Source organism: Bradyrhizobium sp. HKCCYLRH2047 (assembly GCF_051168175.1).
Lineage (GTDB): Bacteria > Pseudomonadota > Alphaproteobacteria > Rhizobiales > Xanthobacteraceae > Bradyrhizobium.
Genome location: NZ_JBNPUM010000003.1, coordinates 445,021 through 469,157 on the forward strand (window position 1 = coordinate 445,021; position 24,137 = coordinate 469,157).

The 24,137-nt window shown below is 66.9% G+C and carries 20 protein-coding genes; 13 read left to right on the forward strand and 7 right to left on the reverse strand.

Annotated elements, in window-relative coordinates:
• Positions 1-96: 96 nt before the first annotated feature.
• Complete coding sequence (locus ACQR1D_RS09320; protein WP_434837848.1) at positions 97-1,701, reverse strand: hypothetical protein; 1,605 nt, start codon at positions 1,699-1,701, stop codon at positions 97-99.
• Positions 1,702-1,776: 75 nt separating this feature from the next.
• On the opposite strand from ACQR1D_RS09320, the gene ACQR1D_RS09325 reads away from it, so the two are divergent.
• Complete coding sequence (locus ACQR1D_RS09325) at positions 1,777-2,964, forward strand: MFS transporter (protein WP_434837849.1); 1,188 nt, start codon at positions 1,777-1,779, stop codon at positions 2,962-2,964.
• Here the strand turns inward: ACQR1D_RS09325 and dgcA are convergent.
• Positions 2,946-3,941 (reverse strand): N-acetyl-D-Glu racemase DgcA, encoded by a 996-nt coding sequence (gene dgcA / locus ACQR1D_RS09330; protein WP_434837850.1) that lies wholly within the window; start codon positions 3,939-3,941, stop codon positions 2,946-2,948. The two genes, ACQR1D_RS09325 and dgcA, sit on opposite strands and share 19 nt — an antisense overlap.
• A gap of 158 nt (positions 3,942-4,099) precedes the next feature.
• On the opposite strand from dgcA, the gene ACQR1D_RS09335 reads away from it, so the two are divergent.
• The 3 genes from ACQR1D_RS09335 to ACQR1D_RS09345 all read left to right on the forward strand — a co-directional run bounded on the left by ACQR1D_RS09335 (position 4,100) and on the right by ACQR1D_RS09345 (position 7,034).
• Positions 4,100-5,233, forward strand: coding sequence for an ABC transporter permease (locus tag ACQR1D_RS09335; RefSeq protein WP_316216886.1), 1,134 nt, complete (start codon positions 4,100-4,102; stop codon positions 5,231-5,233).
• Between the two features lie 6 nt (positions 5,234-5,239).
• On the forward strand, positions 5,240-6,010 hold the full coding sequence (locus ACQR1D_RS09340; RefSeq protein ID WP_434837851.1) for an ABC transporter ATP-binding protein: 771 nt from the start codon (positions 5,240-5,242) through the stop codon (positions 6,008-6,010).
• Positions 6,011-6,161: 151 nt separating this feature from the next.
• Positions 6,162-7,034, forward strand: coding sequence for an MlaD family protein (locus tag ACQR1D_RS09345; protein WP_315804332.1), 873 nt, complete (start codon positions 6,162-6,164; stop codon positions 7,032-7,034).
• A 313-nt stretch (positions 7,035-7,347) separates the two neighbouring features.
• Here the strand turns inward: ACQR1D_RS09345 and ACQR1D_RS09350 are convergent, their stop codons facing one another.
• A complete protein-coding gene (locus ACQR1D_RS09350; RefSeq protein WP_434837852.1) occupies positions 7,348-12,960 on the reverse strand; it encodes a methyl-accepting chemotaxis protein in 5,613 nt (1,870 codons plus the stop codon).
• Between the two features lie 415 nt (positions 12,961-13,375).
• Here ACQR1D_RS09350 and ACQR1D_RS09355 point away from each other — a divergent pair, with 415 nt between their 5' ends.
• Both ACQR1D_RS09355 and ACQR1D_RS09360 read left to right on the forward strand, forming a co-directional pair.
• A complete protein-coding gene (locus tag ACQR1D_RS09355; RefSeq protein ID WP_315804330.1) occupies positions 13,376-13,720 on the forward strand; it encodes an Hpt domain-containing protein in 345 nt (114 codons plus the stop codon).
• An 83-nt stretch (positions 13,721-13,803) separates the two neighbouring features.
• Positions 13,804-14,124, forward strand: coding sequence for a 2Fe-2S iron-sulfur cluster-binding protein (locus ACQR1D_RS09360; protein WP_315707114.1), 321 nt, complete (start codon positions 13,804-13,806; stop codon positions 14,122-14,124).
• A 50-nt stretch (positions 14,125-14,174) separates the two neighbouring features.
• On the opposite strand, the gene ACQR1D_RS09365 is transcribed toward ACQR1D_RS09360, so the two are convergent.
• Positions 14,175-14,639: an acyl-CoA thioesterase gene (locus ACQR1D_RS09365; protein WP_434837853.1), complete on the reverse strand. Its 465-nt coding sequence runs from the start codon at positions 14,637-14,639 to the stop codon at positions 14,175-14,177.
• 177 nt (positions 14,640-14,816) lie between these two features.
• On the opposite strand from ACQR1D_RS09365, the gene ACQR1D_RS09370 reads away from it, so the two are divergent.
• The 3 genes from ACQR1D_RS09370 (at position 14,817) to ACQR1D_RS09380 (ending at position 17,080) form a co-directional block, all read left to right on the forward strand.
• Entirely contained in the window at positions 14,817-15,845 is a 1,029-nt protein-coding gene (locus ACQR1D_RS09370) for an NAD(P)/FAD-dependent oxidoreductase (RefSeq protein ID WP_315804328.1), read from the forward strand.
• A 171-nt stretch (positions 15,846-16,016) separates the two neighbouring features.
• On the forward strand, positions 16,017-16,625 hold the full coding sequence (locus tag ACQR1D_RS09375) for a DUF2147 domain-containing protein (RefSeq protein WP_315804353.1): 609 nt from the start codon (positions 16,017-16,019) through the stop codon (positions 16,623-16,625).
• Positions 16,626-16,699: 74 nt separating this feature from the next.
• Positions 16,700-17,080 carry a DUF3551 domain-containing protein gene (locus ACQR1D_RS09380; RefSeq protein ID WP_316216866.1) on the forward strand — a complete coding sequence of 127 codons (381 nt, stop codon included), beginning with the start codon at positions 16,700-16,702 and terminating at the stop codon, positions 17,078-17,080.
• A gap of 187 nt (positions 17,081-17,267) precedes the next feature.
• On the opposite strand, the gene ACQR1D_RS09385 is transcribed toward ACQR1D_RS09380, so the two are convergent.
• Both ACQR1D_RS09385 and ACQR1D_RS09390 read right to left on the reverse strand, forming a co-directional pair.
• Positions 17,268-19,217 carry a hypothetical protein gene (locus tag ACQR1D_RS09385; protein ID WP_316182982.1) on the reverse strand — a complete coding sequence of 650 codons (1,950 nt, stop codon included), beginning with the start codon at positions 19,215-19,217 and terminating at the stop codon, positions 17,268-17,270.
• 103 nt (positions 19,218-19,320) lie between these two features.
• A complete protein-coding gene (locus ACQR1D_RS09390; RefSeq protein WP_315804325.1) occupies positions 19,321-20,412 on the reverse strand; it encodes a lysylphosphatidylglycerol synthase transmembrane domain-containing protein in 1,092 nt (363 codons plus the stop codon).
• Between the two features lie 388 nt (positions 20,413-20,800).
• Between ACQR1D_RS09390 and ACQR1D_RS09395 the strand changes: the two genes are divergently transcribed.
• The gene (locus tag ACQR1D_RS09395; protein WP_316239268.1) at positions 20,801-21,307 is read left to right on the forward strand and encodes a ferritin-like domain-containing protein; all 507 of its coding nucleotides are present in this window, start codon (positions 20,801-20,803) and stop codon (positions 21,305-21,307) included.
• Positions 21,308-21,379: 72 nt separating this feature from the next.
• Here ACQR1D_RS09395 and ACQR1D_RS09400 read toward each other — a convergent pair whose 3' ends face one another.
• A complete protein-coding gene (locus ACQR1D_RS09400) occupies positions 21,380-21,814 on the reverse strand; it encodes a hypothetical protein (protein ID WP_315712681.1) in 435 nt (144 codons plus the stop codon).
• A gap of 48 nt (positions 21,815-21,862) precedes the next feature.
• Between ACQR1D_RS09400 and ACQR1D_RS09405 the strand changes: the two genes are divergently transcribed.
• The 3 genes from ACQR1D_RS09405 (at position 21,863) to ACQR1D_RS09415 (ending at position 23,950) form a co-directional block, all read left to right on the forward strand.
• The gene (locus ACQR1D_RS09405) at positions 21,863-22,453 is read left to right on the forward strand and encodes a hypothetical protein (protein ID WP_434837939.1); all 591 of its coding nucleotides are present in this window, start codon (positions 21,863-21,865) and stop codon (positions 22,451-22,453) included.
• A gap of 89 nt (positions 22,454-22,542) precedes the next feature.
• Positions 22,543-23,130, forward strand: coding sequence for a YdcF family protein (locus tag ACQR1D_RS09410; protein ID WP_316216863.1), 588 nt, complete (start codon positions 22,543-22,545; stop codon positions 23,128-23,130).
• A gap of 199 nt (positions 23,131-23,329) precedes the next feature.
• Positions 23,330-23,950: a class I SAM-dependent methyltransferase gene (locus ACQR1D_RS09415; protein ID WP_434893828.1), complete on the forward strand. Its 621-nt coding sequence runs from the start codon at positions 23,330-23,332 to the stop codon at positions 23,948-23,950.
• Positions 23,951-24,137: the final 187 nt, after the last annotated feature.

The window sequence follows — 24,137 nt, forward strand, 5'->3', positions numbered from 1 at the left end:
ACGCAGTGGCGTACGTGATCCGCGTCACCCATCAACGCGGCACCCTTGGTGCTCAGTGATCGAGGTTCAACAGGAGGTGGCCGAGATGCTCTCGGCCTACGAGAAGAATGCGATCTTCTCAGGCTGGGTCATGCGACGGATCGGTGCCAGCGAGTCATTGGCGGGCGCCTGTGGCCGCTGCAGAAGGCCGTTCGACAGGAGTGTCGATCCCAGCGACGGCTCGTAGGCAGGCTTGGGCATCGCGGATGCGCTGGTGCTGTGAGCCGCGGCAGCGGTCGGGCGGACCTGCTGGCTCGGCGCAACGTCGGCCTGCGGGGCCGCTGCGGGAGATTGAGCTGCGACCGCAGCCGCCACGGCGGCCAGGGTCTCGATGGTGATCGCTTCCGGAAGCGGTGGCGATACGGGCGCGCTGGGGATTGGCGCCGGGACTGGAGGCGATGCCATGCGCGGGGCCGCCGTGGGCGGGGCCGGCATCGGAGGGGCAGACATCGACGGGGCAGACACCGGCGGGGCAGGCATCGTGGGCGCAGCCGGAGCCGGCGCCGCCGTGGCAACCGGGGCTTCTGCCGTGGTCAGCACGAGATCCGGCTCCGACGGCGCTGTCTCGCTGAAGCTCGCGACGATGTCGTCGTCGACCGAGGTCGGCTCCTCAATGTCGAAGCCGAGCGTCCTGACCCGGCTGAACTCCTCGTCGTCGATCGGGTCGAGGACACCCATCTCCGCCGCGACCAATTCCAGAATGGCCTCGTCTTCGGCTTCTGCGGCGGCGGCGTCATCCAGGGCCGCCGCGGCGTGCTGCTCGATCTCGAGCAGGGCTTCGTCCACCGACGGCTCCGTCGCAGCTTCCGGGGGCTGCACCACTGCCGCAGTTTCGGCGTCAACGATCCTGGCGTCGACTGCTGCGGCCGCCACGATCACAGCGTCAGCAGCCGAGGAGGTCTCAACCACTTCCATCGCGGCCACCGCCGCAACGAGCGGAATGGCGATCTCGAGCGCTGCTTGGGACGCCTCGCTCTGTTCCGGTGCAGGCTCCGGCTCCGAGACCACCATCTCGGCGGACGGACTTGATGCGACATAAGGCGCTGGCGAAGCGGCGGCCTCGGCCGCCGGACTGATCTCGTCGGCCGCAGGCGGAACGCTCGCTTTCTCCGCCTCGAGCTCCTTCAGCCGCGTCTTGATGATCTCGAACGCCGCAAGCAGCGCGACCTTGGGGTCGGCGCTCGCAAGCTGATCGCAGGCGGCCTCGATCGATGTCACCTGCGAATCGATCAGGTCACAGATCCGGGAATCGGCGCCGATCTCGCGCCAGCGCCAGGAAATCTCCTTGATGATTCGGATGCCCTTGCGCACCGGCGCCAGGTTCTGCTCGAGGGCCATGCGGTCGACCGCAGAGGCGGCGGCCAACGCGGCGTCTTCGACCGTGGCGCGGATCGCGGCGAGCGCTTCGGGCAGCGCCTTGCTGTCCGCCTGCTCGAATTCCTGCTGCTGCTGACGCTGCGAGGCAAGAGCGTGCTCGATGCGGGCGACGGCGTCGAGCACCATGCTGGTGTCAGCATTGCGGTTGCGCTTGGCATATTCACCGAGGAACCAGCGGCCTCGGGACGTCTCCATGAAGGCGTCGCGGATCGCCTCGTAATCGGCCTCGTTCGGCTGAGCCGCACGGGCGGATATCGGCGAGAGGGCGAAGACTTCATCGACCATGGCAAACCTATCGCGCACATTGCTGCGCGTTGGCATAACGATCACCATGATATTGATCGAATCGCAATTGAATTGATGCCACTGTCCCGACAAATCTCCACCACATCGCCGGTATTGTCGCGCCGATTCGCGGACAGGTTGGGGCTGTTCTATGGCGCGGTGTTCATGCTGTCGGGCACGCATCTGCCGTTCTTTCCGGTATGGCTACGGGCGATCGGGCTGGATGCCGCATGGATTGGCGTCATCATTGCGGTTCCCGCCGTAACCCGCTTCACCGTCCTGCCGCTGATCACTGCGGTCGCCGAGCGCCGGCAGGCCCTGCGCACCGCGATGGGGCTGGCCACCTTCGCAACGGCATCGGGCTTTGTGGTTCTTGCCTTCCAGCGCGAACCCTGGCTGGTATTCCTGGTCTACGTGGCGACCTGCTGCCTATGGACACCCGTTGTCCCGCTGACGGACGCCTATGCGCTTCGTGGCGTGATGAGCTATGGCCTGAACTACGGTCGCCTGCGGCTGTGGGGATCGGCGGCCTTCATCGCTGGAACGCTGCTGTGCGGCGGGCTGGCCGATCTCGCGCCGTCGTCCGAGCTGATCTGGATCATCGTCTCGGTTGCGCTGTGCGGTGCGGCAAGCAGCCTGCTGCTGCAGGCGCTGCCGCCCTTGCCGCATGGCGCCGGCCCATCCCGGGACGGCCGCAGTCTGCTGGGCAATCCGAGCTTCCTCTGCATCATCGCAGCTTCGGCGCTGATTCAGGCCAGCCATGCGGCCTACTACACGTTCTCCGCCATCGAGTGGAAGGCGCAGGGCTTCAGCGGGCTGACCATCGCTTGGCTCTGGACCATGGGCGTGCTCGCCGAGATCGTCGTGTTTGCCCTGTCGCCACGGTTCACGCTGGCGCCCGCCAGCCTGGTCATGATCGGTGCGATGGCGGCCGTGCTGCGCTGGAGCCTCACGGCGCAGGAGCCGCATGCGGCGGGGCTCGCGGCGGTCCAGATCAGCCATGGCTTCACTTTCGGGCTGACGCTGGTCGGAACCATGGGGCTGCTGGTGCGCCAGGTGCCGGCGCATCTGACCGCGCGCGGGCAGGGCTATTATGCCGCCGCCAGCGGCGTGGTCGGCTCGGCGGCGTCGGCCCTCTCGGGGCCGGTCTATGCGGCCTATGGCCCCGGCGTCTACTACGTGATGGCTGCGATGGCCGGAGCGGGCGGCGCGCTGATGTGGCTCGCGCGCCGCGGCGTCTCGCTTCAGCCCCACAACGCCTGATCGGGCGGATAGACCAGGCTGTCCTCGTAGTGCAGGCCGTGCTCGCAATCCTCGGCGAGCAGCAGCGGTCCGTCCAGATCGACGAAACGGGCGAACGGCGTCAGCAGCATGGCCGGCGCCATCGACAGCGACGTCGCCACCATGCAGCCGACCATGATGTCGAAGCCGAGCGCGCGCGCGGCATCGGCCATGGCAAGCGCCTCGGTGAGTCCTCCGGTCTTATCGAGCTTGATGTTGACGGCGTCGTAGCGCCCACGCAGCGCGTCCAGCGAGCTGCGGTCGTGCACGCTCTCGTCGGCGCAGACGGCGAGCGGGCGCGCGATCCTTCCGAGCGCTTCGTCGTTGCCTGCGGGCAGCGGCTGCTCGACCAGCGTGACGCCGGCGGCGGCGCAGGCTGCGAGATTGGATTCCAGGACGGCCTCGGTCCAGGCCTCGTTGGCGTCGACGATCAGTTGTGACTGCGGCGCCGCGGCTCGCACGGCTGCAATCCGCGCCGGATCGCCGTCGCCGCCGAGCTTGATCTTGAGCAGCGGGCGGTGCGCGGCCTTGGCCGCAGCTTTGGCCATCACATCGGGGGTCCCGAGCGAAATCGTGTAGGCCGTGACGCACGGCGCCGGTGCGCGGCGTCCGAGCAGGTCCCAGATGCGCCGGCCGTTTCGTTTGGCTTCGAGGTCGAGCAGCGCGCAATCGAGGGCATTGCGCGCCGCGCCCGGCGGCATCGCCGTCTGCAGGGCGTTGCGGTCGAGACCAGAGGCGATCGCATCGCGCATCGCGAGCAGGGCGCTCAGCGCCGCATCGGGCGTTTCGCCATAACGCGGATAGGGCACGCATTCGCCGTGGCCAACCATCGTCCCGTGTCGCAGCTCCGCGATCACTGTCACGGCTTCGGTCTTGGCGCCGCGGCTGATCGTGAAGCTGCCGGCGATCGGCCAGTGGCCGATCTGGGCGTCCAGTATTGGAAAACCGTTGGAAGTCATTTGAAAGTCTGGCGCTTTGTGAACCGGAATGAGGCGCTTGGGACTTGCGCGATGTGACCGACTATGGCTGTTGATAGTGGTCTCCGGCAAGGTGGTAGCGACGCGGTGGGATTTTTCTCGTCAAGGAGCGGACGTCCAAGGCTCCGAGGATGGCCGTCGTGAAGGGCGGCCCTGATCTGCAGCGCAGCGGCGATGGCAACGCGCTGTCGCTGCGCGCGACCGGCGCCTGGACTGCGCCCTTTGCGCCGTCGCTCGAACGGCTCGTCGCCGATGCCGAAAAGCTCGCCGGCAAGAAGATCGATGTCTCCATCGACGTCTCCCAGGTGTCCAAGCTCGACACGTTCGGCGCCTGGCTGATCGAGCGGCTGCGCCGCAGCTTCACGACCGGAACCGTCGAGGTCCGGATCGATGGGCTCTCTGCGAACTACGCCAGCCTGGTCGACGAGGTTCGCCGCGTCAGCACCGCGCCCAATGGCGACGCGACGATGGTGACCATCACCGGCATGCTCGGCCAGATCGGCCTCAGTGTCGCCGGCATCTTCGGCACGGTCGCCGCACTCGTCGACATGCTCGGCGCCGTGATCGTCGCCAGCGGCCGGGTCCTCATTCATCCCCGCAGCTTCCGACTGACCTCGACCATTCATCATCTCGAGCAGGTGTGCTGGCGTGCGGTGCCGATCATCGTGCTGATCACCTTCCTGATCGGCTGCATCATCGCTCAGCAGGGCATCTTCCATTTCCGAAGGTTCGGCGCCGACATCTTCGTCGTCGACATGCTCGGCGTGCTGGTGCTGCGCGAGATCGGCGTGCTGCTTGTGGCGATCATGATCGCCGGCCGGTCGGGCAGCGCCTACACGGCCGAGCTCGGCTCGATGAAGATGCGCGAGGAGATCGACGCGCTGCGCACCATGGGCTTCGATCCGATCGAGGTCCTGATCCTGCCGCGCATGCTGGCGCTGGTGATCGCGCTGCCGATCCTGGCCTTCCTCGGCGACATCGCCGCGCTCTATGGCGGCGGGCTGGTGGCCTGGTTTTATGGCGGCGTCGATCCCGAGGCCTTCCTGCTGCGCCTGCGCGATGCGATCTCGATCGATCATTTCAAGGTCGGCCTGCTCAAGGCGCCGGTGATGGCTGCCGTGATCGGGATCGTCGCCTGCGTCGAAGGACTGGCCGTGCAGGGCAGCGCCGAGTCGCTGGGGCGCCACACCACTTCGTCGGTGGTGAAGGGCATCTTCTTCGTCATCGTGATGGACGGCGTGTTCGCGATCTTCTTCGCCGCGGTCGGGATGTGAGCTGAGATGGTGCAGCAGGTCTCCGATCCCATCATCCGCGTGCGTGACGTCACCGTGCAGTTCGGCAAGACGCGCGTGCTCGACGGGCTCGACCTCGACGTCATGCGCGGCGAGATCCTGGGCTTCGTCGGTCCCTCTGGCGCGGGCAAGTCGGTGCTGACGCGCACCATCATCGGCCTGGTGCCGAAGCTGTCGGGCAACATCGAGGTGTTCGGCGTCGATCTCGACGCCGCCGATCGTGCCGGCCGCCGCGCTGTCGAGCGGCGCTGGGGCGTGCTGTTCCAACAGGGCGCGTTGTTCTCCTCGCTCACGGTGCGGCAGAACATCCAGTTCCCGGTCCGGGAGTATCTCAAGGTCTCGCAGCGTCTGCTCGACGAGATCATGATCGCAAAGCTCGTGATGGTCGGATTGCGGCCCGATGTTGCTGATCGTTTCCCGAGCGAGCTGTCGGGGGGCATGATCAAGCGGGTCGCGCTGGCACGCGCGCTCGCGCTCGATCCGGAACTGGTGTTCCTCGATGAGCCGACCTCGGGACTCGACCCGATCGGCGCCGGCGATTTCGACGAGCTCGTCCGGACCCTGCAGCGCACTTTGGGACTGACGGTTTTCATGGTAACCCATGATCTCGACAGCCTGTATACGGCGTGCGACCGCATCGCCGTGCTGGGCGACGGCAAGATTATCGCCGCGGGATCGATGGCCGACATGCAGGCCTCGGAACATCCGTGGCTCCGACAGTATTTCCACGGCAAGCGTGCCCGAGCCGTGATGGGGTAGCGCGACGCGCCCCAGGGACGATTTTTGTGAGCGGGAGTGGGGACTGCCGCGACAAAGTTGATGGGGTGGGTGCCGCTGTCCGGCGCCAACCGACAGTGCGCGGAAGCGGGGGCTGGATGACCGCCGTGACGTGCCGGTACCGGAGTTGGTAATGGAAACGCGGGCGAATTACGTCCTGATCGGGTCGTTCACGCTGGCAGTGATTGCCGCGGCGATCGGGTTTGTCCTCTGGTTTCAGAGCCTGCACACGACCAAGCAGCGCAGCCCGCTGCGGGTCGTGTTCGAGGGGCCGGCCGCGGGTCTGCGCAACGGCGGCAGCGTCAACTTCAATGGTATCCGGGTCGGCGAGGTCATTTCGGTCAAGCTCGACAATCCGCGCCGCGTCGTGGCGCTGGCGATGGTCGAGAACAACGCGCCGATCCGCAAGGACACCCTGGTTGGGCTCGAGTTCCAGGGCCTGACCGGCGTCGCCGCGATCTCGCTGAAGGGCGGCGAGGAGGCTGCGCCGCCGCCGCCGCTCGACGAGGATGGCGTGCCGGTGCTGCGTGCCGATCCGACCCGGCTGCAGGACGTGACCGAAGCGATCCGCGCCACCTTGCAGAACATCAACAAGGTCGTCGCTGACAACCAGGACGCCGTAAAGAACTCAATCAAGAATCTCGAGGTGTTCACCCAGTCGCTGGCCCGTAATTCCGAGCGCATCGATGGCGTCATGAGCCGGGTCGACGGCATCATGGGCAAGGCCGATACCCTGATGCTCGGTCTCAACACGCTGGCCGGCGGCAAGGATGGCGGCGAGCTGTTCCTGACGGTGAAGTCGATCCGCGAGCTCGCCGAGGATCTGGACAAGCGCTCCGGCGCGCTGATGGCCGATGGACGGCGCACGCTGTCCGACATCAGCCGCGCCGTGAACAATTTCGACCGCAATCCGACCCGGGTCCTGTTCGGGGCCAGCAACTCCAGCCCGAGCAACGCCCAGGCCTCGCAGCCGGCGCCCGCGCCCTCCGCCAGCGGACGGCGGTGAGGCCTTGGCGAATGGCGAATGGGGGAATAGCGAATAGGGTGCGTGAGCTCTCCTGCCGCCGCGCGCCGCTGGTGGCTCCTTGGTCGGTGCGTCGTCGTCTCGTCTGACGGACCGTGACGTCCGAGTCCTGGGCGACCTCGACTTCAAGGCGCGCCACCCAGCGCCAGGTCTTCCTGTCCGGTTGAGCGGAGGCGGGGCGGGAACGAGCGAAGCCGGAAAAAGCGTTGCTGGACCTGCAAAAGCAAAACGGAGGCCTCGCGGCCTCCGTTTGTTTTTCGATCGTTGGTCGGCTACTCGCCATTCGCCCCCTTCGTCACGCCAGCCTTCCGGCGGCGTGGGCGAGCAGGGTGTAGACCAGCCCGGTCTCCGAGGTGAGCTGGGCACGCAGCGCCTGCGGATTGCGGTCGTCGCGGGCGACCTCGTCGAGCAGCCGCTCGAACTCGGTGATGTAGCGGTCCACCGTCTGCTTGAAGGTGCGGTCGGCGCGGTACTTGCGGGCGACCTCGTCGAACGCCTTCTGGCCGGCCGGGGTGTAGAGACGCTTGGAGAACGCCTTGGTCTCGCCGCGCTGGTAGCGGTCCCACATCTCGGCCGCGAGATTGCGGTCCATCAGCCGGGCGATGTCGAGCGACAGCGACTCCAGTGGATTGCCCGACTGCTGCGCCGGACCGCGGCCACGCGGAGGCTGCGGCTGGCCGGCGGTGCTGTTGTCGGCCCGGTTGAGCAGGTCGGACAGCCAGTTGTCGCTGCGCTGATCGGCGACCGGACCCATGGGCGGCGCTTCGACCCGGCGTGGCTGCGGCGGCGCGGCCGGCGGCTGCATGCCGAGATCCGGCGGCGGCAGGTTGGCGACGCTGGTCGCAGCCGGCTCGCGCAGGCGCATGTCGGGCCGGCCGCCGACGGCTGCGGCGACGATCGGCTCTTCCTGACGGATCACGGCGGCGGGCGCGGCGACCGCGGCGGGGCGCGACGCGCTGACCACGTCGAGGCCGCGGCCATGATGGGCGACGATCCGGTTGAGCTCGGCCAGCGCCTCGATCTGGTCGACGATGACCTTGCGCATCTGCGCCGTGCTCTCGGCGGCCTCCTGCGGCATCTCCAGCACGCCGCGGCGCAGCTCGTTGCGGGTCGCTTCGAGCTCGCGATGCATCTCGGCGGTCATCTGCTTCATGCTCGACACCAGCGTGGCGAACTTCTCGGCCGACTGCTTGAACATCGCATCGGCTTCCTGCGTGCTCTGCTGGTAGATCTCCTGCATCTGCGACGTGGTGAGGCGGCGTTCCTCCTCGGCGTTGGTGCGGATGGCTTCGAACTGGCGGCTGAGCGCGGTGGAGCCGGCACCCGCCGTTTCCGCCACGACGCGGGCGATGTCGCGGGCGCGCTCCTCGGCGGCCGCCAAGGACTCGTCGAGCAGGGTGGTGAAGCGGGTCAGACGCTGGTCGAGATCGGCCGTGCGCAGATCGATGGTGGTGACCAGCGATTCCAGCGTCGTCTTGCGATCCGAGATCGAGACGGTCGCATCGCGGTTGCTCTGCTCGACGATCGCCGCCGCCTCGATCAGCGCCTTGCCATGCGCGTCGAACTGGCTGGACAGCGAGTTGAGATCCTCCAGCGCCCGCGACGTCTTGGAGTTGAACACGTTGAGCTGGTCCTCGAGCGTCTGCGTCGCGGTGCCGTTGCGCGCGGTGACGTCGTTCATCGCGGTGACGAAGTCGGCCACCCGGGTGACCAGCGCCCGCTCCAGCGAGTTGAGGTTGTCGTGGGCTCCGGTCAGGACCTCCTGCAGCAGGATGTTGCCCTCGCGCAGACGCTCGAACAGGGCGACCGTGTCGGTGCGCAGGATCTTGCTCGTCTCCTGCATCTCGGTGACCGCGGCCACCGAGACCTGGCGCGACTGCTCGATCGCCGCGCGCGAGGCCTGCTCCAGCTCCTTGAGCGACTTGGTGATCGCGGTGGTCGCAAGCTCGCCCGCCGAGGTGATGGTGCGGGCGACCTCGGAGCCGTTGCCATTGACGCTCTGAGCGAAGTTCTGGCCGCGCACCTCGATCGCCTTCAGCGCGTCGGTGGTGACGCGATCGATCTCGATCGTGAGCTGGTTGGTCTTGGAGTTGAGCGCCTCGACCAGGGTGCCGCGCTTGCCGTCGAGCATCTGCGAAAGCCGCTCGCTCTGCTGCTGCACATAGGTGACGATCTCGTCGGTCTTGCCGGTCATGGCCGAGCCGAACGAGTTGCCGGCGGCGAGCACCGAGCGCTCGATCTCGGTCGAGGTCGACTTGACCCGCGTGGAGACCTCGTTGGAGGCGGCGACGAGCGCGCTCTGCGCATTGAGCGCGCTGCTCTGGATCGCGTCGGTGGTGTTCGCCGCGACGGAATTGATGACGCGCTCGATCTCCGACGACATCGCCTTGAGCTGGCCCGCGGTGTCGGTGGAGGTGGCCGTCAGCAGGTTCTGCGCCTCGCGCGCGCCGCCGACGATCACCGCGACCGTCTCGGTCGTGGTCGTCGTCAGCACCGCCTGGGCTTCGCGTGCGCTGCCGACCAGGGTGGCTGCGGTGTCGGCCGACGTGGCGGTCAGCGACATCTGCGCCTGGCGCGCGCTGTTGAGGATCGAGGTCGCGGTATCGGCGCCGACGGACGACAGCGTCCGCTCGACGTCGACGGCCAGCGACTTGACGTGCTCGGTTGCTTCCGTCGAGGCGGTGACGAGCTTCGACTGGACGTCGCGGGCGCTGTCGACGATCGCCGCGGCCGTGCTGGTCCCGACCGCCGCGAGCGTGCGCTCGACGTCGGCCGCCAGCGACTTGACGTGATTGGCCGCTTCGGACGAAGCGCTGATCAGCGTGTTCTGCGCTTCCCGGGCGCCGCCGGTGATCGTTTCCGCGGTGGTCGTCCCCGCGATCGACAGCGAGCGCTGGACGTCGACGGTCAGCGCCTTGACCTGTTCGGCCGCTTCGCTCGATGCCGTGAGCAGGGCATGCTGGGCATCGCGAGCGCCCGCCGTGATGGCTTCGGCGGTTTCCGTCCCGGCACTGGTCAGCGAGCGCTGCACGTCGGCTGCGAGCGACTTCACGTGGTCGGCTGCGTTGGAGGAGGCGGACACCAGCGTGTTCTGGACCTCGCGCGCACCGGCGAGGATCGAGGCTGCCGTGGCTGAGCCGGCGGCCGTCAGCGCCTGCTCGACGTCGACGGCGAGCGACTTGACGTGGGTGGCGGCGTCGGAGGAGGCGGACACCAGCGTGTTCTGGGCCTCGCGCGCACCGGCGAGGATCGAGGCTGCGGTGGTCGACCCTGCCGCCGTGAGCGTACGCTCGACGTCGGCCGACAGCGACTTGATCTGGTCGGCGGTCTCGCCGGAGGCCGCGACCAGCGCGGCCTGGGCCTCGCGCGCACTGGTCAGGACGGCCTCGGCCGCGCCGCTGCCTGCGTTCGACAGGGCACGCTCGACCTCGGCGGACGTGTTCTTCAGCTGCGAGCCGACGTCGGTCGAGACGTTGAGCAGCGCCTGCTGTGCCGAGCGGGCACCGGTCTGGATCGTCTCGCTGGTGTTGACCACGAGGTTTGTGAGCGCCCGCTCCGCATCTTCCACATGCGACTTGATGCTGGCGGACAGCAGCTCGGCGCGGGTCATCAGCTCGTCGCTGGCCTGACGGCCGCTGCTCTCGATGCGGCCGGCCACGGCCTCGACGCGCGAGCCCAAGAGGTCCTCGAACTGCGAGACGCGCTGGTCGATGTCCTTGGCGATCGAGCCGACGCGGGTCTCGATGCCCTGATGGATGTCCTGGAAGCGCGCGGTGACGGCTTCGGTCAGCTCGTAGCTGCGGCCGTCGATGATGTTCGACAGGCTGTGGATGCGCTGATCGATGGCTTCGAGCGCCTTGTCGGTGCCGTCGGTCAGCGAGGAGGTCAGAATGTTGAGGCGGGAATCGATCGACTGGATCGCCTGCGCCGAACCGTCGGTCAGCGAGGTGGTCAGAACGGTCAGCCGCGAGTCGATCGCGTGCAGAACCTGCGCCGCGCCGTCGGTCAGCGAATTGGACAGAGTGCCGAGGCGGCCCTCGATCGTCGAGGTGACCGAGGTCGCGCGGGTGTCGAAGTTCTCCTCGAGCGACTTGAGGCGGCCCTCGACGCTGTCGTCGAAGGTCTTGATCTTCGCATCGAGCGAGGTGTCGAGGGTGGTGATGCGGGCCTGCAGATTGGTCTCGAACTGGTTCAGCCGCTGATCCAGCGTCGCCGTGATCTCACCGCTGTTGGACGACAGCCGCGTATCGAACGTGTCGACATAAGACTTGAGATTGTCGGAGATTTCCTGGGTCCGCTGGCCCATGCGCTCGACGATCTCGCCGCCATAGGTCTTCACCGTGCGGTCGAACTCCGTGATGTGCCGGGTGATCAGCGCGCCCAAGGTCGAGCTGTCGCGTGCGAAGCGCTCGGCGAGCTCGGTGCCCTGGTTCTTCACCAGCTCGTCGAAGGCACTGATCTGGATCGACAGCGTGTCGTGGGTGCTCTCGGTCTGGCTGACGACCTTGGCGACCAGCGAATTGACGGTCGCATCGAGCGACTCGCTCGCCTTCTCGCCTGACGTGACGATGTGGCCGGACATGCGCTGGCTCGCTTCGTCGATCTTGGTGACGAGATCGCCGCTGCGCAGTTCGAGCTCCAGCAGGAGGGACTCGCCGGAGGCCTTGAGCTGGTCGTGGAGCTGCTCGGTGCGCACCGAAATGCCGTCGACGATGGCCGCCGTGCGCTGCTCGAACTCGCCGGTGATGCGGTCGATGCGCTCGTTGAGCATCTCGTGGACTCGGTCCGACAGGTCGGCGAACTCGTCGTGGACGTGGCCGGTCTTGAAATTGAGGCTGGTGGTCAGCCGCTCCGAGGCGTCGAGCACGGCGCGGGTGGTCTCGGCGCTGGCCTCTTCGAGCCGGTCGAGCAGATCGCCACCGCGCTCGCCGAGCGCGAGGATCATGTTGTCGCCGGCGTTGCCGAGCGCGGCCGTGATGTGGGCGCCGCGCTCTTCCAGCGCGCCGGTGATGCTCTTGGCGACCTCGTCGACCCGCGACGCGATGGCGTCCGAGATCAGCGCGATGTCGTGGCGAAGGTCGATCTGGACGCCCGAGATGGCGCTGCGGACCTGCTCGGCCTGGCCGACGAGGTTATCGCGCTGGTGGGCGATGTCCTGCAGCAGGGCGCGGATGCGGACCTCGTTGTCGCTGTAGGCGCGCTCGAGGGCCGCGACCTCGTTGGCGACCAGCATCTCGAGCTCGCCCGCGCGCGCGATCGCGCGCTCGACGCCGTCGCCCATCGCCGCGACCTCGCGGCGGATGGCCTGGCCGACGGTCACGATCGAATCGCTGACGGCGCCCTCCGGCTCGGAGAAGCGGATCGCCACCTGCGCCATCGACTGCGCGATCATGCGCAGCTCCTGGCCGCGCCAGGCGAGGCTCGCGAGGAAATAGAACAGCAGAACGGGTGCGAAGAACACCGCGGCGAGGCCGGCGAGCACCAGCACGCCGCCGCTCTGGCCGATCAAGGCCTGCAAGGCGGGCAGGAAGCCGATGGTCAGCAGCACGCAGCCGACGATCCAGATGCCTGCAAAGGCGGTTGCCAGCGTGTAGACGCCGCGCGACGGGCGGCCCTTCTGGATCGCCTGCAGCAACTGGCCGATGGTTTCGCGGTCGTCATTGGCCGGACGGCGCGCGGCGAGCGGCGGCGGCTCGATCTCGTCAAGGCTGCTGCGATCGATGCCCGGACGGGAGTCGAACGAATCCAGGCTCGACACGCCGTTCGGCATGACCGGCGGGGCTCCGTCAGCGTGGACCGAGCTCTGCGAGTCCGTGGGCGCGGACGAATCGCTGATGTTCAAAGCCTCCTGAATGGCGGACAGCGCAACTTCAGTCGGGTCTTTGACCTTTTTCGGAGTGTTCGCCATGTTGAGTCCGAGCCCTCGTCTTAATTTCGATCCGGCGAGCCGCGTACGAGTGCCCTCTCGCAACGCTCGAACCGGACGTCATCCCTCGCAGGCACCAGGGGTGGCAAATTCCGCCAGGTGACCCACTCCATCCGGGCATCATCCTATTGGCTGTGCCTGTTGAAAGAAATGGCCGTGGTTAAGAGATTCTTAATCATCGTTAACAGCAGCCGCCGTTAACACTTTAGAAGTTCTGCGAATTCCCGTTTCTGCCGCGATTGGGGCAGAGCCGGGCCCAAATCGCGGCAAACCCGCGGCAATTGGGCCGGTAACAATGCATTAACCATTGTCGTGCTTGGCTTACCACAGGCGCGCGCGGCGCGCCCGCCGGACCCGGATTGCCGCCATGATTCCCGACCTTTCACGGATCGAATGGATGCCCTCGCCCCCGCTGGTTCCCGATGACGGGCCGATCAGCCTAGACCTGCTGCGCCGGATGACGCTCGGCGACAGCGCGCTCGAGCGCGAGGTGCTCGCCATGTTCTCCAGCCAGGCCGTCCGCCTGCTGGAGCGGTTGCAGGTGATGCCCGAGGATGCCGCCACCGTCGCCCACACGCTGAAGGGCTCGGCCCGCGCCGTCGGCGCGCTCGACGTTGCCGATGCGGCGGAAGGGCTCGAAGCGGCGCTGCGGGCGGGCGATCCGGCCGATGCGCTGGCCTGGCTCGGCACGGCGATCGCGCAGGCCCGCGCGGCGATTTCGGAGATGCTCGGCGCGGCCTGAGCGGCCGGCGGCAGCACTAGCGCGGAGCGGAGCGGTCCGTTATAGGACAGCCCGACCTCATTTCCTGCGCAGCACGAGCACACATGGCCAAGATCACCTTTGTCGACCATACCGGCGAATCCCGAACCGTTGAGATCGAGAACGGCGCGACCGTGATGGAAGCGGCGATCCGCAATGCCATTCCCGGCATCGAGGCCGAATGTGGCGGCGCTTGCGCCTGCGCGACCTGCCATGTCTATGTCGACGAAGCTTGGCGCGAGAAGGTCGGCCCGCCGACCCCGATGGAAGAGGACATGCTCGATTTCGGCTACGATGTCCGGCCGAATTCCCGTCTTTCCTGCCAGATCAAGGTCTCCGACGAGCTCGACGGCCTCGTCGTCTCCACCCCCGAGCGTCAGGCCTGACCGTTCGCCTCGCGCCCTCGTCGCCGCGCCTCCGATGATCGCCGCCAGGCCTATGCCGGCGGCGCGATCGTCACGCCGCGGCGGACCCAGGGCTGGAGCGCAGCAATGAGATTCGGCGTCAGCGGCGCCGGCTTGCGCGTCACTTCGTCGATCAGGACCATGACCGCGGTGGCCGACGCCACGCAGCGCCCGTCCGAGAATATGACCTGCTCGCAGGTCACCGACGTGCGCCCCAGCCTCACGACCCCCAGTCCCAGCTCGATTGTGCCCGGCCAGCGCAGCTCGGCCCGGAAATGCATGTCGAGCCGCACCATGATCCAGGCCAGCCCCTGTTGGCCGAGGCCGTGGCGCGGGTCCTTCATCAGGGTCACCCGGCCGGTCTCGAAATAGGTCGCGTAGACCGCGTTGTTGACGTGCTGGTTGGGGTCGAGGTCGCCGAAGCGGACATTGTCCGTGAGGCGGTAGGGAAAGTCCTCCAGGCGTGGCGCGTGGTCGCGGCGGGCCGTCTCTGTCACCGATTGATCTCCATCATTCATATCCCCTTCAAACCCGGCTAAGCCCGCCGCTGCAAGCCGCGCGCGCGAGCAGGGGGCCGGCTTTTGTGCCTTCCCTGCGACCACCCCGTTGGCTACAAATTCGGAACCGCCATCTGCCGCCAACCTCCGAGCGGCGCCTCCAACGAGAAGAGCGACATGAGCGAAGCGATCAAGACCGATGTGCTGATCATTGGCGCGGGCCCTTGCGGACTGTTTGCCGTTTTTGAACTGGGGCTGCTCGACATCAAGGCGCATCTGATCGACATCCTCGACAAGGTCGGCGGCCAATGCGCCGAGCTGTATCCGGAGAAGCCGATCTACGACATTCCCGGCGTGCCGATGGTGACGGGGCAGGGCCTCACCGATCAATTGATGGAGCAGATCAAGCCGTTCAGTCCGACCTTCCATCTCGGCGAGATGGTCGAGAAGGTCGAGAAGATCGGCGATCCCGGGTTTCGCGTCACCACCGACGCCGGCAAGGTGTTCGAGTGCAAGGTCGTGGTGATCGCGGCCGGGGGCGGCTCGTTCCAGCCCAAGCGTCCGCCGGTGCCGGGCATCGAGGCCTACGAAGGCACCTCGGTATTCTATGCCGTGCGCAAGATGGAGCAGTTCCGCGACAAGCATGTCGTCATCGTCGGCGGCGGCGATTCCGCGCTCGACTGGACGCTCAATCTGCATCCCCTTGCCAAGCGCATCACGCTCGTCCATCGCCGCGACGACTTCCGTGCCGCGCCGCACAGCGTCGAGCAGATGCGCGCGCTGGTCGCGAGCGGCAAGATGGATCTGCGCATCGGTCAGGTGACCGCGCTCGAAGGTGCGAACGGTCAGCTTTCCGCGGCCACCATCAAGGGCAACGACAATGCGGTCGAGACCGTGCCGTGCGAGATGATGCTGCCGTTCTTCGGCCTGACGATGAAGCTCGGCCCGGTCGCCGAGTGGGGCCTCGCGCTCGAGCACAATCTCATTCCGGTCGAGACGTCGGCGTTCGAGACCTCGGTGCCCGGCATCTTCGCGATCGGCGACATCAATACCTATCCCGGCAAGATCAAGCTGATCCTGTGCGGCTTCCACGAGGGCGCGCTGATGGCGCAGAAGGCGCACCGCTACGTGTATCCGGAGAAGCGGCTGGTGTTCCAGTACACGACGTCGTCGTCGAGCTTGCAGAAGAAGCTCGGCGTCAACTAATTCGTTCGCACAGTGGAACCCGGCACCGCCGGACCAACTCAAATGTGAAGAAATGTTTCCTGCGCGTGCCGGTTTCACCGGCGCGCCAGACCTGTTATGGGCTGGAACGATGCACGAAACGGCCGTACTGTGCGGCCATTCATTTTGTGACTTGGTCAAGGTGAGATGATGATGCGCAATGCGTTTCCCCGACTTCGGCTGGTGCCTGGTGTGACGAAGCTCGCGATCGGCGCGCTCGTTGTTGCCGGTGCTCTGCTGACGCGGCCTGCGCTCGCGGCTGAGCCGACCGCGGCCGGTCTGTGGCAGAAGGTGGAGGATGGCAGGCCCGTCGGCTGGTTTCTCTTCATCGACCACGACGGCGTGTTCGAGGGCGTGATCGCCAAGACGTTTCCGCGTCCCGGCGACAATCCGAACGAGGTCTGTTCGAAGTGCAGCGATGACCGCAAGAATGCGCCGGTGCTCGGCATCTCCTTCGTGCGTGACATGAAGCGCGAGGGGCTGAAATACGAAGGCGGCAACGTGCTCAATCCGCGCGACGGCAACATCTGGAAGGCCAACATGCGGGTCACTCCGGATGGGCAGTCGCTGATCCTGCACGGCTATCTCGGCATCTCGCTGTTCGGCAAGGACGAGACCTGGACCCGCCTGCCGGACAGCAACATGGCGCAGATCGATCCGGCGATCCTCGCCAAATATCTGCCCTCGCAAGCGACGACGGCAACAGGCCCTGCCACCAAGCAGGCGCCGCCGATGATGAAGAAGCCGGCTGCAATCAAGTAGACGGCTTCCGAACTACGACCGTCGCTCCGGGCCGACAAGGGAGCGCGATCTCGGACACCGCGTCGGCGAAGAGCTTGATCCAGATCAAGCGCGTGGTCGACGACAAGGTCTCCATGATCATCCGAGCGTTGCTTGCCGGTGGTTGTGCGGGCCATTGGCCGCAGCGATCGGAATTCGACGAGGGAGCGATGCTGATGCTGCGTTGGATAATCGCGGGGAGCGCGGCCATCTCCATGATCCCGATCGCCGCTGCTCAAACCCATGATTCCAATTATCCTGTCTGCCTACAAAAGTGGGAATGGGGTGGTAGCACCTCTTTCGAATGCACCTATACATCCTGGGATCAGTGTCGAAGGGCAGGCTGGGGTCTCGCGGCCATGTGCGTGAACAACCCATATTGGGCACAACGACAATCAGGATCGCATGGCGGTGGTCGCCGCCGACTTGCGCGCTGAGCGTTGGGACGTCGAGGGGGCGGCCCAGCTCTCCGTCCGCTCCCAACTCACCATGAGGCTCGGAGATCTCGCTGCCACACGGCCATTGTCCCTGAGCGCCCGCTCACGGAGGGCCTCCCGAAAGACGCTGTGCGGAGCGGAGCGCTGCAGGCCGTTCTTCCTCTGCGATCTCTGCCCGAATGGCCGACTACTGCCTCACCACGCCCGCGGGCGGCAGCGGCTGGCTGGTGACGTTGGGCTCGGCCGCATCGAGGTTGAGCACTTGCGCCGCAGCCGGAAAGGCGGCGTCGGCCATCGCGGCATGGCCCTCCGCCGTCGGATGCACGGCGCCGCCATAGACCGCGGACAGCACGCCCCAGCTCGCATCGTGGATGTCGGAGGGCTGCATCGCCGCCGGCAGCCCTTGCGGATAGGTCATCGCCGAGAAGTAGCTGTCGTTGGCGTCGCGGATCCAGCGCGCGCGCGGCAGATAGGGGCGATACTCGCTGGCGCCGCGGCCGCACAGCAGCGGCTCGTTGGCGGCGCTGACGATGTTCGGATCGAAGCTGGCGCCGTCGGCCGAAAAGCATTCGCGGTCGAACGGCGGATCCTGCGGCGAGCGGGCGCAGAAGCCGTGATCGGCAAACGCGGCCTGATGCGCATCGACGAAGGTCATGCGGTCGGCCTGCGGGTCGCGGCACAGGACTCCCGCGGTGCATTGCGCCAGCCCGCGCAGTGACGGCAGGAACTCGTTCTCGACGAAGCCCGCGACCTTGGCGAGCCGCTGCGGATTGGCATTGAACGACGGGTGGACCTCGAAGCCGGCCGGACCACCCGGGCAGGGCGTGCCCGGGCCGCTCAGCGCCGGGTTGCCGTAGGATGTGTAGATGACGTGCGAGAGGTCGCCGACCAGCGGCTTCAGCGCCTCGCGCAGCTTGGCAAAACCCTGCGGCAGGTCGCGCGCCAGCTCGCTGCGCGATTCCTCGACCGAGCCGATCACGCCGGAGCGCTTGAACAGCGTGCGCTCGGTGGGCGTATCGACGATGACGTCGGCGACGAGGCCGGAGAAGTTGATGTCGTTGGCGCCGATCGACAGCAGAATCAGATCGAGCTTGCGGTCCGGCTGGCGGCGCTTGGCCGCGGTCAGCGCCTCGCGCAGCTCGCCGAGCTGGCCGTTGACGCCGCCGGCGCAAGTGGCCGCAGAGCGGCCCGGCGTGCATTCGCGCGCGCGCTGACTGCCGAACAGGCCGTCGGCGATGGTAGCGCCGGTGCAGGCAAGCGGCAGGTAGGTGACCGCGACATGCGGATAGCGCACGGCGAGCGCCAGCGCCGTCCGTGTCTGGTAGCTGTAGAGCGAGCGGTGGCAGGCGGCGTTGAGCCAGACCGCGCTGTGCTTCTGCCAGTTCTGCAGCGTGTCCGGCGCCTCGCAGGCGCGGCCGCCTTTGAAGCCGGCGCGGCTCGGCCGATAATATTGCGCGGTCGGACCGCCGAGATAGGAGCGGAAGCAGAAGCCTTCGTCGGCGAGCGCGATCGGGCGGTCCGGATTGCCCTCGCCGGAGGCGATGCTGTCGCCGAGGCCGGCGATCAGGACGTCGCGGACCTGGATTCCGGTCGAGACCTGCAGCGTCCCATCCGGGCTGGCGACATCGACGGATGCCACGGTCTGCCGGCCGTAGCGGACGCGCAGGTTGACCGGCTCGGCGCAGTCGAATGTCGAGGTCTGCGGCCCGTCGCCGTCGTCGAACGACCACGCGCAGGTGGCGCCGACCGGAACCGGGCCGGTCAGGCGCACGGTGACCGGGTGGTCGATCGGCGTGAGATAGCTTTCCTTGACGTTGTCGCGCGTGCATGGCTCGTTGATGCGACCGGCGAGGTCGATGCAGAGCCGGTTGACGACGTTGCGGGCCCAGCCGCGGCCGTCGCTCTGCACCGCCAACGCCTGCTCGGCGGCGAGGATGGAGCGGTCGCGCGTGCTCTCGGTATGCAGCAGGAAGTCGCGCTCCTCCCGGAAGAGACGGAAGCGGTTGCGCACCTCCCAGCTGATCTGCAGCGGCGGCGCCGTGCCGAACTGCGCGGCGGCCTCGGTGGCGGCGAGAGGGGCAAGCAGGCCGGCCAGGACGCAGGCGGCGAGCAACGGACGATGGGGCATTCGGGTCATGCGCAAGGATTCACGTCAGCGATGGGGCGGAAATAAGAGGATCGCACGCGACTTCAACCGGCCGAGGGGCGAGCCGCTGCGTCGTCCGCGAGAGAATTGATGCTCAGCGCTGGGAGTGCCGCTTGATGCGCTGGGGAACCGCAGCGTGCGCCGTGGTCGCGGCGCGCTTGGCGGCGATCTCGTCCGACACCGCGCCCTGCAGCCGGCGCCGCTCCTGCCACGGCTTGACCACATTCAGCCAGAGTTCCCTGATGCCCATGATGGAGATCGCCGTCGCGAACGGGATCACGAAATACAGCACGCGGAAAACGAGCAGGGTGGCCAGCAACTGCTCGCGGCCGAACTGCGGCAGCGCCACCAGCATCGCGGCATCGAACACGCCGATGCTGCCGGGGGCATGGCTGGCAAAGCCGAGCAGGGTAGCGAGGATGAACACCACCGACAGCGACAGGAAATCGATCGGCGGAGCGGCGGGGACGAGGAGGTACATCGCCAGCGCGCAGAAGCCGAGGTCGACCACTCCGATCAGGATCTGCACGAGCGTGAGCTGCGCCGAGGGCAGCACCACCTTCCAACCGTTCTGGCCGAGCTGGCGCCGGTTCTTGCCGGCGGTCAGCCATCCGAGATAGGCGAAGATCGCCCCGAGGATGCCGATCGCGATCAACTGGTTCACCGCCGGGGGCAACTGGTCCATCGCGGTGGCGGCGGCCGGATGCAAGGTCATGCCGATACCGAGCACGAACAGATTGCCGAGCCAGAAGGTCAGGCCCGATAGGAAGCAGATCTTGGCGACGTCGATCGCGGACAGGCCGTAGTCGGAGTAGATCCGGAACCGGATGGCGCCGCCGGTGAACACGGTGGCGCCGATGTTGTGGCCGATCGAATAGCTGGTGAAGGCGCTCATCGCCGCGATGCGATAGGGCACGTGTTTCTTGCCAATCGTTCGCAGCGCAAAATAGTCATAGAAGGTCAGCGTGCAGAACGCGCCGACCACACACAAGGCCGCGAGCGCGATGTGACCGGGCGGGATTTCGGTGAGCGCGGTCAGGATGACGCCGGCGTCGACGCCCTTCAGCGTGCGCACGAGCGTCGTGATCGCGAAGGCGATGATCGCAAGGCTCGCTGCAATCCCCAGCCGCTTCCAGCCGATCCATTTCTTGAAGCCACGCCCAAGCGTGGTCAGCAGGCGCTGCATTCATCCTCCCGGCGGGGCGGTACTAGATCTTGGAAAAGAGGCGAAACCATTGATCGATGGGGCGGGCAATTCGTGACAGCCTGTTTCTTATGCTAAAATGCGCGGCTTGTGCAGTCCTTGACACAGGTCAGCTCCGACCCATGCGGCGCAGGTCTGTCACACTCCGGTCACATGGCTGGCCGCCCATCCGCCTCAGTTCGGTCCAACTGGTTACCCGCGGGGTTCACGGGCAAACTTGGTCCTCCGCGCCCGGTTCCGGACGGCAGGCTCGGTGACACAGGAACGACCGCCGCTGCCGCCGGTTAGCGCCCGCGAGCACAGCGAACATGGCGACCACCGGTCGGGGGCGGGACCTGCCATGTTCCCGAACCAGGAGGACGTGAAGCAAATGGGATTGTTCACAAAGGACATCAAGACGATGAACGATCTGTTCGTTCATCAGCTGCAGGACATCTATTACGCCGAAAACCAGCTCGTCAAAGCGCTGCCCAAGATGGCGGAGAAGGCGACGGATCAGAAGCTCAAGCAGGGTTTTCTTGCCCATCTCGACGAAACCAGGACGCATGTGAAGCGGCTCGAGCAGGTGTTCGAGATGCATGGCATTGCGCCCAAGGCAGTCGACTGCCCGGCAATCGACGGCATCATCGAAGAGGCGGAGGAGGTCGCCGGCGAGGTCGCGGACAAGACCGTGCTTGACGCCGCCCTGATCAATGCCGGCCAAGCGGCCGAGCACTATGAGATCACCCGCTATGGCAGCCTGATCGCCTGGGCCAAGCAGCTCGGCCGCAGCGACTGCGCCGCCGTGCTGCAGAAGACGCTCGACGAGGAGAAGGCGACCGACATGAAGCTGACCAAGCTCGCCGAGACGAGCGTCAACCTGCGCGCCGCGAGCTGACGCTCGATCGTTGATGAGGCAAAACGCCGCGCGGGTCGCCCGCGCGGCGTCGGCGTGTGCGGATCGCGCCGGTCAGGTCTTGCGCAGCGCGAAGTTGGCGCCGCAGAACGCCATCAGGGCGCCGAGGCAGAGCGCGGCCAGGCCTGCCAGTACGCCCGAGGCCGACGGCACGGGGCTCGGACCGGAGATCGCCTGGCCGATGCCGGCCAGCATCAGGACGCCGACCACGACCAGGAAGTTGCGCATCCGCTGCGGGATCTCGCCCGACACCGCGCTGTGCATGATGTTGGCGATGAAGTAGCCCGAGGAGAACCCGACGGTGGCGATCAGCCACCACGCGATCGCCGATCCCGCCGGCATGAAGGCGCCGCTCTCGGTCTGCCACAGGCCGCCGAGATCGAGCCCGTAGCGGGCGCCGAGCATGTGCACCGCCAGCGCCAGCAGCACGCCGGCGGCCATCGCCCCGGCCAGGATCAAATGGCGCGGAAAATAGATCGTTTCGCTCATGCTCCGCTTGTAGGATAAGGCGCGTGCCACACGCAACAGGACCGATCCATTTCCGAGCGCACCACCACGGCCGGCGATGATACGATCCGCTACGCCTACAAGGCGTCGCTGATCGGGGCCGCGCACCAGTTCGAACTGACGGAGCAGGGCCTGTCGTGGCGGTTCGCCGGCCGTACCGGCCTGTGGCCTTACGCCGAGATCGTCGCGATCCGGCTGTCCTACCGACCGGTGTCGATGCAGGCGACGCGTTTTCGGGCCGACGTCACCCATCGCGACGGCCGCCGCCTCGGCATCATCTCCGTCTCGTGGCAGACGGCTGCCCTGATGGCGCCGCAGAGCGAGGCCTATCGCGCCTTCATTCTCGGGTTGCATGCGCGGCTCGCCGTCAGCGGCAGCAACGCGCGGCTGACCGCGGGCCTCGGCCGCTTCACCTACGGCGCGGCGCTCGCCGCGATCGCGCTGCTCGCCGTCGCGATGGCCGGGCTTCTGGTGCGTGCGCTCGTCATCGCCGAATGGTCGGGCGCGTTGTTCCTGATCGGCTTCGCCGCGCTGTTCGCCTGGTATGTCGGCGGCTTCATCACCCGCAACAGGCCGCGCAGCTACACGTTCACGGACATTCCGGCCGCGCTGCTGCCGTGATCACGCAATCGCATCGCCGGTCACCGAATGTGATCGTGCAGATTTGGCGCACCATGCCAGACTGAGCGAGTCGCTTTCGGAGTGGGACGATGCAGGATCGCGCGCTGCGCAGGCCGGATGACGCCGAGATCGCCGCGATCAACGCGCGGCATTTCGCCGACACGCCGCTGCGGCCGGCCGATCTGCTGTTCGTGTTCGGCACCCGCGTCGACGAGGAGCTGCGTGCCGAGACGGCGGCGAAGCTATGGCAGCAGGGCTACTTCCGCCACGCCATCGTCAGCGGCGGGATCACGCCGGGCGCGGATGTTTCGGAGTGTACGCTGATCAAGGCCGCCATGGTGAGGCGCGGCGTTCCGGCCGAGCGCATCCTCGAAGAGCATCATGCCACGAACACCGGCGAGAACGTCGTGCTCGCGCTGCCGGTGATCGACGCCGCGCTCGGCCTCGCCAATGTCGGCAGCGTGATCTGTCTCGGCAACAGCTGGACCGCGCGGCGCTACGCGATGACCCTGCAGCGGCACTGGCCCGAGGTGGAGAAGATGCTGCTGACGGTGGACGGCTTCGGCGTGCCGCGCCATCTCTGGCACACACATCCCGAATTCCGCCGCCGCGTGCTCGGCGAATGGGACAAGATCGCGCCGTACAAGGCGAAGGGCTACATTGCGGAGTGGCCGTGAGGCGCAAAGCTCCAGGCAAAGGTGCGAGCCCCGTAGGGTGGACAAAGTCATCGGGGCGCGCGAGCCGCACGATGATGTGCCCACCGTCTCTCCATCCGCGCGAGACGGTGGGCACGGCGCCCTCAGATGGCACGGACAAGCACGCTGATCGGGCGCGCCTTTGCCGACCCTACGCGCTGCCCTCTATGACGGAGCTTCCATGAGCCGAGGTGCGAGCCGGATCGTCGCCCATTATGAGCGTCACGCATTGGCGTGGGACGCTGACCGCCGCGCGGCCGCCTGGACTGACAAGCCTCCCATCGAACGCTTCGTTACGCTCCTGCGGCCGGGCGCGAACGTGCTCGATCTTGGCTGCGGGGGTGGTGTGCCGGTCGCAGCGCACATCTCGGCGCAAGGATTTTCCGTCACCGGGGTGGACAGCTCGCCGACGATGATCGCGCTGTGTCGGACGCGAATGCCGGATCAGGAATGGGTCGTTGCCGACATGCGGTCGTGGACCTCAGGGCGGCGATTTGACGGGGTGTTGGCGTGGGACAGCTTCTTCCATCTCGGACATGATGACCAGCGGCGCATGTTTCCGATCTTCGCGGCCTGCGCGGCTTCGGGCGGCGTGCTGCTGTTCAACGCCGGACCCGCACATGGCGAAGCCATCGGGTCCTACCGCGGCGATCCGCTCTATCATGCGTCTCTCGATCCGTCCGAGTACGCTGCGTTGCTGCGCGACAATGGATTCGAACTGATCGCACAGTCAGTCGGCGAGCCGGCCAAAGGCGAGCGCAGCTTCTGGCTTGCCCGCGCCGTTCGGGCTCCGCCCGTCTGACCCAACACTTGCTCAGGGTCTTCCAACACGCGCGTGAGATTCGATGGGATCGTTTCACGCTAGCCGGATCCTTATTCACAGCCAACCGAAGCAAGATCTCGATCGAGATCACGCCGACGCATGATCGGGGGCATTCGGACAACCGCGTGGTTCATTCCGTCAGCGGACTGCGTTCACTGACCTATCT

Coding starts and splice junctions, on each gene's coding strand:
- ACQR1D_RS09320 (WP_434837848.1), bottom strand. CDS start 1,701: ATGGTCGATGAAGTCTTCGCCCTCTCGCCGATATCCGCCCGTGCGGCT.
- ACQR1D_RS09325 (WP_434837849.1), top strand. CDS start 1,777: ATGCCACTGTCCCGACAAATCTCCACCACATCGCCGGTATTGTCGCGC.
- dgcA (WP_434837850.1), bottom strand. CDS start 3,941: ATGACTTCCAACGGTTTTCCAATACTGGACGCCCAGATCGGCCACTGG.
- ACQR1D_RS09340 (WP_434837851.1), top strand. CDS start 5,240: ATGGTGCAGCAGGTCTCCGATCCCATCATCCGCGTGCGTGACGTCACC.
- ACQR1D_RS09345 (WP_315804332.1), top strand. CDS start 6,162: ATGGAAACGCGGGCGAATTACGTCCTGATCGGGTCGTTCACGCTGGCA.
- ACQR1D_RS09350 (WP_434837852.1), bottom strand. CDS start 12,960: ATGGCGAACACTCCGAAAAAGGTCAAAGACCCGACTGAAGTTGCGCTG.
- ACQR1D_RS09355 (WP_315804330.1), top strand. CDS start 13,376: ATGCCCTCGCCCCCGCTGGTTCCCGATGACGGGCCGATCAGCCTAGAC.
- ACQR1D_RS09360 (WP_315707114.1), top strand. CDS start 13,804: ATGGCCAAGATCACCTTTGTCGACCATACCGGCGAATCCCGAACCGTT.
- ACQR1D_RS09370 (WP_315804328.1), top strand. CDS start 14,817: ATGAGCGAAGCGATCAAGACCGATGTGCTGATCATTGGCGCGGGCCCT.
- ACQR1D_RS09375 (WP_315804353.1), top strand. CDS start 16,017: ATGCGCAATGCGTTTCCCCGACTTCGGCTGGTGCCTGGTGTGACGAAG.
- ACQR1D_RS09385 (WP_316182982.1), bottom strand. CDS start 19,217: ATGACCCGAATGCCCCATCGTCCGTTGCTCGCCGCCTGCGTCCTGGCC.
- ACQR1D_RS09390 (WP_315804325.1), bottom strand. CDS start 20,412: ATGCAGCGCCTGCTGACCACGCTTGGGCGTGGCTTCAAGAAATGGATC.
- ACQR1D_RS09395 (WP_316239268.1), top strand. CDS start 20,801: ATGGGATTGTTCACAAAGGACATCAAGACGATGAACGATCTGTTCGTT.
- ACQR1D_RS09400 (WP_315712681.1), bottom strand. CDS start 21,814: ATGAGCGAAACGATCTATTTTCCGCGCCATTTGATCCTGGCCGGGGCG.
- ACQR1D_RS09410 (WP_316216863.1), top strand. CDS start 22,543: ATGCAGGATCGCGCGCTGCGCAGGCCGGATGACGCCGAGATCGCCGCG.
- ACQR1D_RS09415 (WP_434893828.1), top strand. CDS start 23,330: ATGAGCCGAGGTGCGAGCCGGATCGTCGCCCATTATGAGCGTCACGCA.